Raw genomic sequence first — 14,019 nt, forward strand, 5'->3', positions numbered from 1 at the left:
TCGGAAGGCCGGCGCCGATCAGAGTGCGCCGATGACTTCGTCGACCAGGTCCACAACAGCGCCGGGTTGTTCGTCGAGGACCAGGTGGCCGGCGCCGTCCAGCACTCGCAGGCCGATTCCGAGACGATGACGGGTCGCGGGGCCGATCCGGTTCGGCGGCAGGAACACATCGTGACGGCCGGTGGCCACCAGAGTCGTCGACGTCCGGCGGGCCGCCAGCGTTTCCGGCGGCAAGGGCATGGGGGCGAGACTGCTGCGACAGCAGCGCGCGACCAGCGTCATCCACTCGGTGAGTTCGTCGGGCACCTGATGACCGGGAGCCACCATGTGACGCAGGAGTCGCCGGGTTCGCGTCGTGGTCGGCCGGGCCAGCCAGGGCACGGTAGCGGCCAGGACCGAGGGTGTGACGGCCAGGCGCGCGAGACCGGCGGGCGAGACGAGTACCCGGCCGGTGATCTGTGGTGAGGGGCAGGACAGGGCGATCGCCCCGCCGAGCGAGTGGCCGACGACCACGACGGGGCCGCGGATCGTCCGCTCCAGCGCTTCGGCCAGCCATTCGCCGTACCACTGCGTGCGTCCACGACGGGGGCGCCGATCGGCGCTGAGACCTGGCTGTCCGGGGACGTCGAAGACGACCGTGTGCCACCGTCGGGCCAGCGACCCAGCTATTTCCAGGGATAGCGCCGCGTTCATATTGGTGCCGGGCACCAGCGCGATGCTCGGCTCCGCACGGGTCGGTGCCGGGCCGAGCGCGACCACGCTGGTCGGGCCCGCGACGGTCGATATCTCCCCGCGCTCGTGGGGGGCGTCCCACGCATCGAGGCGCCTGACGCACCGGTCCCGCACCATCCGCTGACAGTCGAGGTTCTTATATACCGAAGGCATTGAGCCTCTTTCGCTCGTGCCGCCGGTCGCGGAGTCGCTGCGGGTGCGCGCGGGCGGTCACCGTCGAGTCCAGCGATCCGGTCGACTCACCACTGGTGGCCGCTTCGCTCGCGCCAGCGTTCGATGAGGGCGGGCATCTCCTGTTCCATGTAGCCGTAGAAGTCCTGCATCTCGTGCAGGCGAGTGGCCGTCGGGGTGTTGTCGGGGACTACGTCGAGGCCCTCCCTGGCGGCGTCCTTCATGATCTTCAGCATCTGGTTCTGCTGCGAGAACAATTGCGCCCATACACCTTTCGGGAACCGATAGTGCTCGCGGCGACTGCCCGGGGCGGGTACGCGTTCCACCATGGCCGACTGGGTGAGCTGCTTGATCGCGGTGGAGACCGCGCCCGTGCTGATCGAGAGCCGCTCGCACAGGTCCGTGGCGGTCATCGTTTCCTGCTCCGTGTAGAGCAGCGCGGTCATCACCCGCGCCGTCGTCTTCTGCATGCCGCCCTGGGCGAAGGACAAGGCCAGGCGCTCGGCGGCGTCGCGAAGTCGCTGATCGGAATCCATGCCGCCATCGTATCCGACAACTTCCAATATTTTGAATCTTCACAGATCTCTGAAATCTTGATACTGTTTGAGACATGAACAACGCCATCGAGATCCGCGATCTCACCAAGACCTATGGCACCCGCCGAGGGCTCACCGGACTGACACTCGACGTGCGGGCCGGTGAGGTTTTCGGCTACCTCGGCCCCAACGGCGCGGGGAAGTCGACCACCATCCGGCTACTGCTGGACCTGATCCGCCCCACCGCGGGCACGGCATCGGTACTCGGCCTGGATCCGCGCACCGATGGCGTCGCGATGCGTCGCCGGATCGGTTACCTGGCAGGCGATTTCGTCGTCGACGGACGGCAGCGAGTGCGCGAGTGCCTACGGTTTCTCGCCGATCTGCGCGGTGGCGTGCCGCAGCCGCGGATCGACGAGCTCGCCGAGCGACTCGGGCTCGACCCGACCGCCACGATCAAGAGCCTGTCGAAGGGAAATCGGCAGAAGGTCGGGCTCGTGCAGGCCTTCATGCACTCCCCCGAACTGTTGATCCTCGACGAACCGACCTCGGGCCTGGACCCGCTCGTCCAGCAGACCTTCCTGGCATTGGTCGCCGAGGCCGCCGACAACGGCCAGACGGTCTTCATGTCCAGCCACATCATGGACGAAGTCGAGGCCGTCGCCGACCGGGTCGGCATCCTGCGCGACGGTGCCCTCGTGGCTCTCGACACGGTCGCCGACCTGCGGGCCGCCGCGATCCGACGCATCGAAATCGGCTTCGTCGACCCGGTGCCGATCGAGGAGTTCCAGGTGTTGCCCGGCCTGATCGACGCGCGACTCGACGCCACCGGCACCGTGCTCAGCGCCGGCTTGTCGGGAGCACCCGACGCCGTCGTCAAGGCCGCGGCCCGGCATACCGTGCGCACGCTGACCACCACCGAACCGCACCTCGACGAGATCTTCCACCGCCATTACGCCGCCGCCGAGGCGGCACCCCAGCCCGCCGCCTGACACCGAATTCTCATCGCCCACATAAGGGATACAGACATGACCGCTACCGCCGCGCTCGGCCCGATGATCGAGCCCGCCGTCGCCACCGTCCGCACCGTCGTCTTCACCAAAACCCTGCGCGATTCCCGCCGCAGCCTGCTCGGCTGGGCCACCGGCATCACCGTCGCCGCGGCCGCCTACGCCGGCTTCTATCCGCAGATGGCGGCCAACGGCGCCGCCCAGGCCGAGAACCTGCCCGCAGGACTGCGCGATGCCTTGAACATGGACGACATCGGCTCCGCCGCGGGCTACCTCGGTTCCACCGTGTTCGGGATGATCGTGCCCCTGCTCGCCATGTTCTTCGGCGCCGCCGTCGGCGCCAGGGTCTCGGCCGCCGACGAGGAATCCGGCACCCTCGACCTGCTGCTGGCCCACCCGCTCACCCGCACCTCGCTCATCACCCAACGCTTCGCGGCCCTCGTCGCCGCCGCGACCGGCATCGGCACGGTCGTCTGGCTGGCCATGCTCGCCATCCGGGGCTCCGCCGAACTGACCACGATCAGCGCGGGCCACTTCGCCGCGCAATGTGTCCATCTGGTCCTGCTCATCGTGTGCTTCGGGGCACTGGCCACTGCCATCGGGGCGGTCACCGGCCGCCGAGGCACGGTGTTCGCCGTCACCGCGGTCATCGGCGTCACCGCCTGGGCCGCGCACACCTTCGCCGACCAGATCGGGGTCGGCTGGGCCGCCTACCTGTCGCCGTTCCATTACTACATCGACAGCGAACCGCTCCGTCACGGCATCAGCGTCGGCGGCGTCGGCGTTCTCGCGGCCACCTCGCTGGTCATGGTCACCGCAGGCACCTCCTGGTTCAACCACCGAGACCTCGGCTGAGAACCGTCGGCGTTCTCGTTTGCGCTGAGACCACCGATCGCGTTCTTTACGAGATCCATACGGTCCGGCGCTGCCGCAACCGAGGCCGATGAGCCTAGGCTGGCTCATCGTGCATTTGCGTCCTGACTCGGAACCCACGTCGAGCCGACGCAACGACTGGGTCACCTTCACCAAGGGCCTGGCCGCTCGGCTGTTGCCCAACCCCCGCCACCCGGCGCGGCTGGTCGTCCTGGGCTTCGGTGCCGCGACGGTGGTCGGGACGTTGTTGCTGATGCTGCCGGTGGCCACCGAGTCGCGCACGGTGACCGGGCCCGTGACAGCCCTGTTCACGGCGGTGTCGGCGGTGTGCGTGACAGGACTGGTCGTGGTGGACACCGAAAGCCACTGGTCGATGTTCGGCGAGCTGGTCATACTCGGATTGATCCAGATCGGCGGCCTCGGGATCATGACGCTCGCCTCGCTACTCGGCCTGCTTGTTGCCCGACGGATGGGCCTGCGTATGCAGTTGATCGCCCAGTCGGAGACAAAGACGTTGCGGCTAGGGGAAAGTCGCCGCGTTGTCATCGGAGTGATCCGGATAAGCCTGCTCGTCGAAGCGGTGGTCGCCACCGTGCTGACGGCGCGATTCATCCTCGGCTACGGCGAAACGGGCTGGCACGGGCTCTATCTAGGCGTGTTCCACGCGATTTCGGCGTACAACAACGCCGGTTTCGCGCTGTACGCCGACAGCCTCGTGGGATTGGCGAGCGACCCGCTGATCATGGTCCCCATCGCGTGCGCGTTCATCATCGGCGGTCTCGGGTTTCCGGTGGTCTACGAGGTGCACAGGTCGCTACGCAGGCAGGGGCACGGACGCCGATGGTCGCTGCACACCCGGCTCACCGTGCTCACCTACTTCGCACTGGCTCTGCTCGGCATCGTGTTCGTCATCGCACTCGAATGGTCGAACCCCGGCACCCTCGGACCGCTGAGCGCACCGCAGAAACTGCTCGTCGGCGGGTTCAGCGGGCTCACACCGCGCACCGCCGGGTTCAACAATGTCGACGTCGGGGCAATGAATTCCTCGACGCTGCTGGTCACCGATGTGCTGATGTTCATCGGCGGCGGCAGCGCGGGCACCGCGGGCGGAATCAAGGTGACCACCTTCGCCCTGCTCGCGTTCGTCATCATCGCCGAAGTGCGTGGCGAACCGACCGTGCATGTACTGGGTCGCAAGCTCGCCGCCCCGGTGCAACGCCAAGCGGTCACCGTCGCCCTGCTCGGGGTCGGCGCGGTAGTGCTCGGCACGATCACCCTGCTGACGATCACCGGGATGGACCTCGACGACGTGCTGTTCGAGGTGGTGTCCGCGTTCGGCACCGTCGGGCTCTCCACCGGGATCACCGCCGACATCCCAGATCCCGGGCTGATCGTGCTCATCGCGTTGATGTTCATCGGCCGTTTGGGCCCCATCACCTTGGCCACCGCGCTCGCATTGCGCAGCAGGGGCCGCCGCTACGAACTCCCGGAGGAGCGCCCCATTGTCGGGTAAGAAGCCACTGTTGGGTAGGGCACCACGCAAACACGGCACCCGCGTCGTGGTGATCGGCCTCGGCCGATTCGGTGGCGCACTGGCCCGCGAACTGGTCACCCACGGTTCCGAGGTGCTCGCCATCGACTCGAATCCGGGTCTGGTGCAGCAGTATTCCGATGACCTCACCCACGTCGCGTGCGCGGACACCACGAACATGGAGGCACTGCAGCAGTTGGGTGTTCCCTCATTTCCGCATGCCGTGGTCAGCATCGGCTCCAATATGGAGGCCAGCATTCTCACCACCTCGCTGCTCGCCGACTGCAAGATCCCGAAGATCTGGGCCAAGGCCACCAGTCGGCAGCACGGCCAGATCCTCGAGCGAGTGGGCGCCCATCACGTGGTGCTGCCCGAACACGACATGGGTGAGCGGGTAGCTCACCTGGTGACCGGCCACATGATCGACTACATCGAGTTCGACACCGACTACGCGATGGCCAAAACCACGGCACCGCGCAGCGCCGTCGGAAAATCCCTGACCTCCAGCGGACTACGCCAGCATTTCGACATCACCGTCGTCGCGATCAAACACCCCGGCGCCGAATTCACCTACGCCACCCCCGACACCGTCGTCGGCGCCGGAGATCAGCTGATCGTGTCGGGCCGCATCGAGGAAGTCGAACGGTTCGCCGAATTGACCTGATGTGTTCTCGACATGATGCGTTTCTGATGTCCCGGATTCCGAGGGAGTTCGCCGGCGGCCGTCGGGCGGGGTGACGGCCTTCTTCCTCCACAACCGTCACCGAGTTCGATCGAATCGACAGGAGCACTGACAATGGGAACTGGAAAATCGTTCGCCCGTGTTCGCCGGGCGGTATTCGCCAGGCATGCGAGCCCTTGGAGCGCGTGGTCGCGCTGGGCGACGGCGCCCTTGGTGCTGGTTCCGGTGTGGAATCGAAGCTGGTCGCAAGCGGCCGTCATCGGCGCGTGGTTCGTGGTGAACCCGGTGATCTTCCCCGAACCCGCCCACCAACGGGCCTGGGCGACACGAGCCGTGCTCGGGGAAGAACTGTGGCTGATCGACCATCCCCGGGATGCGGGATTGGCCGTGGACCTCGCGGCCACCGGCGCGGGCCTGATCGCGCTGGGCGGGGCGTGGCATCGCCGGCCGGTGCCCACGGTTGTCGCGGCCGGCACGACGATGCTGCTGTTGCTCGGATACTGGGAACTCATGGCCCGCTACTACGAAGCGCACCGCGACGCCCAGACCAGCTGACCTGTCGTTATCAGGGCTGGACCCGCGCTCGCGGGGACAGTCGCACGAAGGGGAGGTGGCGTCCCACCTCGCGATAGTCCTCTTGCGAACCGTCGGTGGAGAAGCCCATGAAGCGCACCAGTCGTCGGGCCGCTCGCGGGTGGCGAGGGGCGTAGCGGGCCATGAACTCACCGCCTTCGTCCGTAGCGAGCGGATGGGCGGTGACCTCGATGGTGCGCAGGCCTACCTGGATGCGGGTGTCGGGCGCGGCGAGAACATTCCGATACCAGGCGGCTTCGGTGCCGAATCCGGAGCAGACCACGTAGCTGCCGTCGGTCGGGTCGTGTTCGACGACTTCGATGACGACCCGCCGCTGTTTACCCGACACGCGTCCGATGTGCTCGAGCAGCAACAGCCTGCTCCCGAAGAGCCAGCCGAGCCGGAGCCGATAGAGGTGGATCGGGGCCCGCAACAGCAGCCGGCGGACTCCGGTGGGAGGTGGTGGACGTTTGATGATCTCCATCGTGGGGCCTTTCAGCTGGCTACGGCGGACCGCGACGACCTCAGCCCTCGGCGAGCCGGCCCCGCTGGTCGACCACCGAGTGTCGTCACTCACCTGACTGTGACATGACCGGCCGACCGCGCGTTCAGTTTGCGGTGGGTGTGGTCTTTGCGGCATCTTTACAGGTAGGTGCGCCGGGAAGTCTGGTCGGCAACCCGGCTCGAGCTCCGTCGAGTGGGGTTCGATTGGTGACGGGTACTCACTCTTGCTATTACCGCGCATGTCAGGCTTCGCAGCCCGCCTCTCCCTGGCGGAGACTCGATGACGCCGCCGCCCGTCCGGCGCCAGCTCCTCACCAGGGGTAGCTGGCCGGAAACACGGCGAATCGCCTCGGTGCTGCGACGCGAAACCGTCGGCGGTGTGCTGCTCATCATCGCGGCGGTCATCGCGCTGACCTGGGCCAACACGCCGTGGGCTGGTGCCTACGAGACACTGCGCGACTTCCACATCGGACCGTCCGCACTGCATCTGAACCTGTCGTTGAGCGAGTGGGCGGCCGACGGGTTGCTGGCGATCTTCTTCTTCGTCGTCGGCCTCGAGCTCAAACGGGAGTTCGTGGCAGGCGATCTGCGCGACCCGCGCCGCGCCGCGCTGCCGGTCGTCGCCGCGATCGGCGGCATGGCGGTCCCCGCCCTCATCTATGTGCTGATCAACCGCACCGGCCCGCCCGGGACCCTCGACGGCTGGGCCATCCCCACCGCGACCGATATCGCCTTCGCGCTCGCCGTGCTGGCGGTGATCAACACCCACCTGCCCGCCGCGCTGCGAACGTTCCTGCTCACCCTCGCCGTGGTCGACGATCTGCTCGCGGTGACCGTGATCGCGATCTTCTACACCAGCACACTCGACCTGCCGTACCTGGCCGCGGCCATCGTGCCCATCGCACTGTTCGCATTCGCCGTGCAGCGCCGCATCAGTTCGCCGCTGCTGCTGGTTCCGCTCGCACTCGTCGCGTGGTGGCTGGTCCACCTCTCCGGCGTGCACGCCACCGTCGCGGGCGTCCTGCTCGGATTCACCGTCCCGGTACTCGCGAAACGCGGCGAACCCGACGAGCACGGACCCGCCGAGCGCTTCGAACACGCCATCCGGCCGCTGTCGACCGGATTCGCGGTGCCGGTGTTCGCGTTCTTCGCCGCGGGCGTCACCGTCGGCGGTCTGAGCGGGCTCACCGATTCCCTCGGCGACAGAGTGACCCTCGGCATCATCGCGGGCCTGGTCGCGGGCAAACTGATCGGTATCACCGCGACGACCTACCTCACCGCAAAACTCACCCGCGCCGAACTCGATTCGGAACTGGCCTGGATCGATGTGGCCGGGGTGGCGCTGCTGGGCGGCATCGGGTTCACCGTGTCGCTGCTCGTCGGCGAACTCGCCTTCGCCGGTGACCACACCCGCGCCGACCACGTCCGCATCGGCGTCCTGTTCGGTACGGTGACCGCGGCGATTCTGGCCACCATCGTGCTGCGTGCCCGCAACCGGGTCTACAAGGCGCTGGACGAAGCCGAAGCACGCGACGACGACGGTGACGGCATTCCCGACGTGTATCAACGCCCCCAGACTCCGAGCTGATGCAGCCCGGTCCGTGTCTCGCCCACCGACTGCTCGACGAGGAGCACCGATGACCAGAGCAGTCCCCCGGCCAGGAGCCGGCCCGCTCTCCCACGTCACCATGGCCATCGGCTGGGATCCCGTGCGTCCCGACATGTTCGGTCGGCGCGGCGAGGACGTCGACCTCAACGCCGCGGCCCTGCTGTTCGCCGGCACCCGCTTCGTCGATGTCGCCTACCACGAACAGCTGACCTCCCGTGACGGCGCGGTTCGCCACCTCGGGGACAGTGTCACCGGGGACGGCGACGGCGACAACGAGGTCATCGTGGTGGACCTGACCCGGCTGAATCCGAATGTCACCACCATCGTGTTCATCGTGACCTGCTACACGGGGCAACGATTCGACCAGGTCGAGAACGGTTTCTGCCGTGTCACCGACAATGTCGGCGGGACCGAACTGGTCCGCATCGGCCTGGCCAGCGCCCGCTCCCACACCGGGATGGTGCTCGGCAAGCTCCGCCGTCCCCACCAGGATTGGGACTTCGCCCCGATCGGTGAACCGATCTGGGCTCAGCACGTCGTCCACGCGATCCCGCAGCTCGCCGGCTACCTCAGCTGAGCCTCGGCGATGATCCGTCAACTCCTCGCTCCGCGCGATGCCACGCCCGCCCGCGTCGTGCAACTGGTCATGTGGCCGCTGGCACTGGTCACCGCCCTGGACATGATCTTCTACAAGGCGATACCGGGCCATCACACCAACGATTTCAAGCCCGTCTACACCGCGATCAGAGCCTTCCTGAGCCACGAGCCGGTGTACACGGCGAATCTGTCGTCGGTGGACCCGCACTATCTCTACCCACCCGGCGGCACCCTGCTCCTGACCCCGATCGGGCTGCTCGACGAGACCAACGGGCGCACCGTCTTCCTTTTCCTCAACGTGCTCGCCGCCGTCCTGGCCGTCCATCTGCTGCTGCGGATGTTCGGATACTCCTGGCGCTCTCCGCTGGCTCCGGTGGCCTACTTCGCGCTGTTCCTCTCCGAAGCGCTGGTCAACACCCTCACCTTCGGAAACGTCAACGGCCTGTTCTTCCTGGCTGAAGTCGTCTTCCTGGCCCTGCTCCTCGCCCGCCGCGACGTCGCCGCCGGGGTGGTCCTCGGGCTGACGATCGCGATCAAACCGATTCTCGTGCCGCTGCTGTTGCTTCCCGCTGTGCGCAAGCAGTGGTCGACGGTGGCGATCGCGGTGGCGATGCCGGTGTGCACCACCGCGATCGCGTGGCCGCTGGCCGCCGACCCCGGGCGGTACTTCGTCCACAACCTGCCGTACAGCCTGCAGGTGCGCGACTACTTCAACTCCTCGATCTCGGGCATGGGCGCCTATTACGGCATTCCACCCGTCGCGACGCTGACAGCGCGTGGACTGCTCGCCGTCACCGTCGCGATCAGTCTCTGGCTGCTGTACCGGTACTACCGCCACCAGGAACTCTTCTTCGTCACCACCGCGACAGGCGTTCTGCTCACCGCCGAGTTCGCCCTGAGTTCCCTCGGCCAGCAGTACTACTCGATGTTCTTGTTCCCGTTCCTGCTCACCGTCGTCGTCCGGAGTTCGGTCCTGCGCAACTGGCCGGCCTGGCTGGCGATCTTCGGCTTCTTCAGCTACGAGACCTGGCTGCTGTTCCGCTGGCCGGCCTTCGGCCGCGACCTGGAGTATTCGCGAACGACATTCGGATGGACGCTGTTGCTCGTTGTGGTGTGCTGTGTGCTGAGCGACCGATACCTCGCGGCCCGACGTGCGGGCCGCCTCGCCGACGGCATCGACCCCCACCACCTCGCACCCGACTTCCCCACCCCCGACCTCGACCCGATCGGTACTGCGCAGAACAAGAAAGGACACCGGGCCGACGCCCCCGAATAGTGGTCGTCCCGCGCGTACATCCAGATCCCCGCGCAGCCGTGCCGACATTGCCCGGATCGACGATCGCGCGAGCACCCGAACGGAAGGCACTGTATGAACGCACAGCTGATGATCGTCGAGGACGACACCCGGGTGCGGGAGTCGCTGCGGCTAGCCATGGAAGACGAGGGCTACACGGTCGCCGAGGCCGAGAGCGCCGAGAGCGCGCTCGACCAGGTCCACAGCCTGGGCGCTCCCGATGTGATGCTCGTCGACCTCATGCTCGGCGGGATGGACGGATACACCTGTATCCGTGAGGTGCGTCGCGAGCACGATGTGCCGATCATCGTGGTCAGCGCCCGCGACGACACCCACGACGTGGTCGCCGCGCTCGAGGCGGGCGCCGACGATTTCGTCACCAAGCCGTTCGAGGTCAAAGAACTCTCCGCACGGATCAGGGCGCTGCGCAGGCGCACCAGGAACGCCCCCGACCGTGAGGTCACCGACATCGTGCTCGACGCGGACGCGCACCGCAGGCTGGTGCTGTCTCCCGAGCGTGGCGCGCTGCGGCTGGCAGGCGAGGACGTGCATCTCACGCTCACCGAGTTCCGGCTGCTGTGCGAGTTGGCACAGAACGACAGCCTGGTACTGAGCAGGCAGGTACTGCTCGACAAGATCTGGGACCGCGGGTTCTTCGGCGACGAACGCATCGTCGACGTGCACGTGCGCAGGCTGCGTACCAAGATCGAACGCGATCCCGCCGACCCGCGGCTGATCGTCACCGTCCGCGGGCTCGGCTACCGGCTCGATGTCCAATCCTGAACGCGGGCCCCGATTTCCGTCTCGATTTCGGGGGCTGCGCGGACGGGTGACCGCGACGTTCGTGCTCGGCGCGAGCCTGGTGGCCGTCGTGCTGTCCGGATCGGTGTACGGCATCAGCACCGGCTACATGGAATCGCAGCGGGCCCGCACCGTCGAACGCGCGGTGGGGGTGCACGCCGAACTCCTGCGACTGCGACTGAACAGCGCCGATCTCACCGGCGACCGAGCACTGGACTCGCTGAACCTGCCGAGCGGCACCATCGCGATGTTGCATCGCGACACCGGATGGTCGCTGGTCGGCGCCGACGTCGATTTCCCGCCCGCCTCGGCGCTCCCGATTCCCGACCCGCCCGACACCGGGACCAGTGCCGCCACCCGCGTTCGGATCGGCGGGCAGCCATACCTGCGGGCAGGCGTGGTCGTCGACGACGACACCGTCCTCTACGAATTCGCACCGCTGCTCGAACTCGAATCCACCCTCCGGATGCTGCGCACGATCCTGCTCGCCTGCTCCGTGCTCGCCGTGACGATCGCCGCCGCGATCGGCGCCTGGGCGGCTCACCGCGCGCTGAGCCCGCTGCGTCAGGTCGCCGCCACCGCGTCCAGGATCGCCTCCGGCGAGCTCGAACTGCGTCTGCCGCGGACCGACGACGAAGAACTGTCGGCCACGGTCGACGCCTTCAACGCGATGGTCGACTCACTACAGCTGCGCATCGAGCGCGAACGCCGCCTGGTCTCCGATCTCAGCCACGAACTGCGCACGCCACTGACCACCCTCACCACCACTGCCACGGTGCTGACCGGACACCGCGACGAACTGTCCGAACGACCGCGCGCCGCGCTGGGCCTGCTCGTGGAGGAGACCGCGTACCTGCGGGGGCTTCTCGACGACATGCTCGCCCTGGCCCGTGTGGAGGCGGGCATCCACCGCTCCGACCAGGCCCCGCTCGATCTGGCGGAACTGCTCACCCAGCTGCTCGTCGGCCGTGGCGCGGCGCCGGAACTGCTCGACATCCGCGACCCGGGGACGATCCGCGGACGCCGCACCGAACTCGAACGCGCACTGGTCAATCTGCTCACCAACGCCGAACGCCACGGCGGCGGGGTGACCGGTGTCCGCGTCGATCGCGACGGACCCGACGTGCGGGTGACGGTCGACGACGCGGGCCCGGGAATCGCGCCGGAGAACCGCGAAAGGATCTTCGATCGCTTCGTCACCGCCTCGCGCGCGACGGCGGGCACCGGCATCGGCCTCGCGCTTGTCGCCGAAACCGTGCTCGGCCACCACGGCACCCTGCGCTGCACGGAAAACCCCAGCGGCGGCGCCAGATTCGTGCTGACCATCCCCGCCTTGACCGTCGAGCTTCACAAGATCGCAAAGTATCGAGCGGAACCCTCGCAATGATCGCCTGAGATTCTCTGTTCGTGCCGCGGCCGAGCACCGCGTGGTGTTCTCGGCCCCCACGGACCGTCGCCCACGCGGAACAACGATGAGGGTCACGTTCTGTGCCAGGAACGACGATCCATCGGGGCCGGTCGCGCACACCGCGGTCACCGGGATCGGCGCTGTCAGGTCATGACGCCGGTCTGGAGGCGGACAAAAGTCATCGGACGGTTCGGACATCGCCGTCCGGTGACCGATGTCCGGTGTCAACCGACGACACCCGGTTCCGGTGACCCGAGACCCGTTCGAACACAGCGAGGCCCGGCGCAGCACGCGCCGGGCCTCGCCACAGAACCGATCAGATCAGCCGATGCTGAACGGCTGACCCCACAGCGTGACGACCGAGGTCACGTTGTCGGTCTCGACCTTGACCTTCACGAAGGCTCGCGCCTGCGCGTAGCCACCGCAGCCCGAGAGCCCGATGGTGGTGTCGGCCCAGGTCACCGAGCCGCTCTTACCCTTGAACTTGTTGTCCTTGCTGTGGCTCTCGTTGCCGTAGTCGTCGGCCTTCTCGAGATCCAGGATGTAGAACGACTCCGCCTGACCCGGTCCGAGGCTCAGCTCGGCACCGGTGTCGGCGCCGACACCGGGCTTCTTGCCCGCCCAGTCGCTCTCCCCTTCGACGCCACCTTCGACGCCACCGCCGTCGATGTTGACCTGGCAGCCGACGACATACCCGGGACGGATCTTGCCGCCCTTGGCATTACCCGACACCTCGACCTGCGCGCTCCCGGAGACCCACGTATTGCGGTGTACCGGAGTCGAACCCATCGACGGGCTGATCGTGGCCGACTCCCCGACCAGGCGGACCGTGACGGTGCTGCCGTCGGACAGCGTCTTGACGATTTCACCACCGGGCAGCGCAACGAAGGTGTCGGCGTTGGCCGCACCGGCCGACAGCATCCCGACGGTGACGGCGGCCGCGCCGACGACACCGGCCAGACGTGCCGCATTCTTACGGTCGAACATATTTTTCATCCTCTGGTTCATGTCTGAGTCGGGCAGGTCAGCCGATGCTGAACGGCGCACCGTAGAGGGTGGTCTTGGAGTAGTGGTCGCCGATGATCTCGACCACGGTGTAGGCGCGGGCCTGCGCGAAACCGGCACATCCCTGCACCTCGATCTCGACGTCCTGGTACTCGATCGAGTAGACGCCCGGCTTCTCGATGTCCTTCTTCTCCAGCTGCACGAACGCGACCTCACCCGGGCCGAGCTCGAGGCCCGCGGAACCGCCGACGCTGAAGCCGGACAGGTCGATGCCGCCGGAGACGCCCGCCGAGATCGCGTCGTCACCGATCGACACCTGGCAGCCGACGATGTAGCCGGTGTTGAGCTGCGAGGCACCGTGGGTGGAGGAGTTGTTGGAGCCCTCACGACCGGACGGCCCGTTGTTCGGTCCGGCCTCGCCCTCGGGCGTGATGGTCACATCGGCGCTCACGTTGGCCGAAACCCACGCGACCCGGCCCGCGCCGTTGGCGGCCATCGACGGGGAGACCACCGCGTGTTCACCGGTGCGTTTCACCGTGACACCGTGGCCGACCCGCTCACCGTCGGGCAGTGCGACGAAGGCATCGGCGCCGGCGGTTCCGGCCACGAGCGTGCCCAGCGCGAGCACAGCAAGGCCGGTGCCCACAGCACCGAGGCCACCACGGATTCGGTTGATATTCATACTTCCCCTCA

General features: G+C 67.4%; 15 protein-coding genes. 10 read left to right on the forward strand and 5 right to left on the reverse strand.

Annotated features, from left to right (window positions below; genetic code table 11):
• Positions 1-18: 18 nt before the first annotated feature.
• Positions 19-885 (reverse strand): alpha/beta fold hydrolase, encoded by an 867-nt coding sequence (locus ACFWUR_RS26490; RefSeq protein ID WP_378910382.1) that lies wholly within the window; start codon positions 883-885, stop codon positions 19-21.
• 86 nt (positions 886-971) lie between these two features.
• Positions 972-1,439 (reverse strand): GbsR/MarR family transcriptional regulator, encoded by a 468-nt coding sequence (locus tag ACFWUR_RS26495; RefSeq protein WP_378910384.1) that lies wholly within the window; start codon positions 1,437-1,439, stop codon positions 972-974.
• 74 nt (positions 1,440-1,513) lie between these two features.
• Between ACFWUR_RS26495 and ACFWUR_RS26500 the strand changes: the two genes are divergently transcribed.
• The 5 genes from ACFWUR_RS26500 to ACFWUR_RS26520 all read left to right on the forward strand — a co-directional run bounded on the left by ACFWUR_RS26500 (position 1,514) and on the right by ACFWUR_RS26520 (position 6,090).
• A complete protein-coding gene (locus tag ACFWUR_RS26500) occupies positions 1,514-2,431 on the forward strand; it encodes an ABC transporter ATP-binding protein (RefSeq protein ID WP_378910385.1) in 918 nt (305 codons plus the stop codon).
• A 36-nt stretch (positions 2,432-2,467) separates the two neighbouring features.
• Positions 2,468-3,304 carry an ABC transporter permease gene (locus ACFWUR_RS26505; RefSeq protein WP_378910386.1) on the forward strand — a complete coding sequence of 279 codons (837 nt, stop codon included), beginning with the start codon at positions 2,468-2,470 and terminating at the stop codon, positions 3,302-3,304.
• A gap of 220 nt (positions 3,305-3,524) precedes the next feature.
• Entirely contained in the window at positions 3,525-4,835 is a 1,311-nt protein-coding gene (locus ACFWUR_RS26510) for a TrkH family potassium uptake protein (RefSeq protein WP_378910431.1), read from the forward strand.
• 49 nt (positions 4,836-4,884) lie between these two features.
• The gene (locus ACFWUR_RS26515; protein WP_378910432.1) at positions 4,885-5,517 is read left to right on the forward strand and encodes a potassium channel family protein; all 633 of its coding nucleotides are present in this window, start codon (positions 4,885-4,887) and stop codon (positions 5,515-5,517) included.
• Between the two features lie 132 nt (positions 5,518-5,649).
• Complete coding sequence (locus ACFWUR_RS26520; RefSeq protein ID WP_378910389.1) at positions 5,650-6,090, forward strand: DUF6653 family protein; 441 nt, start codon at positions 5,650-5,652, stop codon at positions 6,088-6,090.
• A 10-nt stretch (positions 6,091-6,100) separates the two neighbouring features.
• On the opposite strand, the gene ACFWUR_RS26525 is transcribed toward ACFWUR_RS26520, so the two are convergent.
• The gene (locus ACFWUR_RS26525) at positions 6,101-6,592 is read right to left on the reverse strand and encodes a nitroreductase family deazaflavin-dependent oxidoreductase (protein WP_378910390.1); all 492 of its coding nucleotides are present in this window, start codon (positions 6,590-6,592) and stop codon (positions 6,101-6,103) included.
• A gap of 300 nt (positions 6,593-6,892) precedes the next feature.
• Here ACFWUR_RS26525 and nhaA point away from each other — a divergent pair, with 300 nt between their 5' ends.
• The 5 genes from nhaA to ACFWUR_RS26550 all read left to right on the forward strand — a co-directional run bounded on the left by nhaA (position 6,893) and on the right by ACFWUR_RS26550 (position 12,300).
• Positions 6,893-8,200 carry a Na+/H+ antiporter NhaA gene (gene nhaA / locus ACFWUR_RS26530; protein WP_378910392.1) on the forward strand — a complete coding sequence of 436 codons (1,308 nt, stop codon included), beginning with the start codon at positions 6,893-6,895 and terminating at the stop codon, positions 8,198-8,200.
• A gap of 49 nt (positions 8,201-8,249) precedes the next feature.
• Positions 8,250-8,798 (forward strand): TerD family protein, encoded by a 549-nt coding sequence (locus ACFWUR_RS26535; RefSeq protein ID WP_378910393.1) that lies wholly within the window; start codon positions 8,250-8,252, stop codon positions 8,796-8,798.
• A 9-nt stretch (positions 8,799-8,807) separates the two neighbouring features.
• The gene (locus tag ACFWUR_RS26540) at positions 8,808-10,094 is read left to right on the forward strand and encodes a glycosyltransferase family 87 protein (RefSeq protein ID WP_378910395.1); all 1,287 of its coding nucleotides are present in this window, start codon (positions 8,808-8,810) and stop codon (positions 10,092-10,094) included.
• Between the two features lie 93 nt (positions 10,095-10,187).
• On the forward strand, positions 10,188-10,895 hold the full coding sequence (locus ACFWUR_RS26545; RefSeq protein ID WP_378910396.1) for a response regulator transcription factor: 708 nt from the start codon (positions 10,188-10,190) through the stop codon (positions 10,893-10,895).
• 46 nt (positions 10,896-10,941) lie between these two features.
• Positions 10,942-12,300, forward strand: coding sequence for a sensor histidine kinase (locus ACFWUR_RS26550; protein ID WP_378910397.1), 1,359 nt, complete (start codon positions 10,942-10,944; stop codon positions 12,298-12,300).
• Positions 12,301-12,642: 342 nt separating this feature from the next.
• On the opposite strand, the gene ACFWUR_RS26555 is transcribed toward ACFWUR_RS26550, so the two are convergent.
• Positions 12,643-13,308, reverse strand: a complete 666-nt coding sequence (locus tag ACFWUR_RS26555) for an MspA family porin (RefSeq protein ID WP_378910399.1) — start codon at positions 13,306-13,308, stop codon at positions 12,643-12,645.
• A 37-nt stretch (positions 13,309-13,345) separates the two neighbouring features.
• Entirely contained in the window at positions 13,346-14,008 is a 663-nt protein-coding gene (locus tag ACFWUR_RS26560) for an MspA family porin (protein ID WP_378910400.1), read from the reverse strand.
• Between the last annotated feature and the right edge of the window lie 11 nt (positions 14,009-14,019).

It is taken from the genome of Nocardia sp. NPDC058633 (genome assembly GCF_042717045.1).
In the GTDB taxonomy this organism is placed as follows: domain Bacteria; phylum Actinomycetota; class Actinomycetes; order Mycobacteriales; family Mycobacteriaceae; genus Nocardia.

What these genes read in the sequence shown, in the direction of transcription:
- ACFWUR_RS26490 (WP_378910382.1), bottom strand. Translation starts at nt 885, where the DNA reads ATGCCTTCGGTATATAAGAACCTCGACTGTCAGCGGATGGTGCGGGAC.
- ACFWUR_RS26495 (WP_378910384.1), bottom strand. Translation starts at nt 1,439, where the DNA reads ATGGATTCCGATCAGCGACTTCGCGACGCCGCCGAGCGCCTGGCCTTG.
- ACFWUR_RS26500 (WP_378910385.1), top strand. Translation starts at nt 1,514, where the DNA reads ATGAACAACGCCATCGAGATCCGCGATCTCACCAAGACCTATGGCACC.
- ACFWUR_RS26505 (WP_378910386.1), top strand. Translation starts at nt 2,468, where the DNA reads ATGACCGCTACCGCCGCGCTCGGCCCGATGATCGAGCCCGCCGTCGCC.
- ACFWUR_RS26520 (WP_378910389.1), top strand. Translation starts at nt 5,650, where the DNA reads ATGGGAACTGGAAAATCGTTCGCCCGTGTTCGCCGGGCGGTATTCGCC.
- ACFWUR_RS26525 (WP_378910390.1), bottom strand. Translation starts at nt 6,592, where the DNA reads ATGGAGATCATCAAACGTCCACCACCTCCCACCGGAGTCCGCCGGCTG.
- nhaA (WP_378910392.1), top strand. Translation starts at nt 6,893, where the DNA reads ATGACGCCGCCGCCCGTCCGGCGCCAGCTCCTCACCAGGGGTAGCTGG.
- ACFWUR_RS26535 (WP_378910393.1), top strand. Translation starts at nt 8,250, where the DNA reads ATGACCAGAGCAGTCCCCCGGCCAGGAGCCGGCCCGCTCTCCCACGTC.
- ACFWUR_RS26540 (WP_378910395.1), top strand. Translation starts at nt 8,808, where the DNA reads ATGATCCGTCAACTCCTCGCTCCGCGCGATGCCACGCCCGCCCGCGTC.
- ACFWUR_RS26545 (WP_378910396.1), top strand. Translation starts at nt 10,188, where the DNA reads ATGAACGCACAGCTGATGATCGTCGAGGACGACACCCGGGTGCGGGAG.
- ACFWUR_RS26555 (WP_378910399.1), bottom strand. Translation starts at nt 13,308, where the DNA reads ATGTTCGACCGTAAGAATGCGGCACGTCTGGCCGGTGTCGTCGGCGCG.
- ACFWUR_RS26560 (WP_378910400.1), bottom strand. Translation starts at nt 14,008, where the DNA reads ATGAATATCAACCGAATCCGTGGTGGCCTCGGTGCTGTGGGCACCGGC.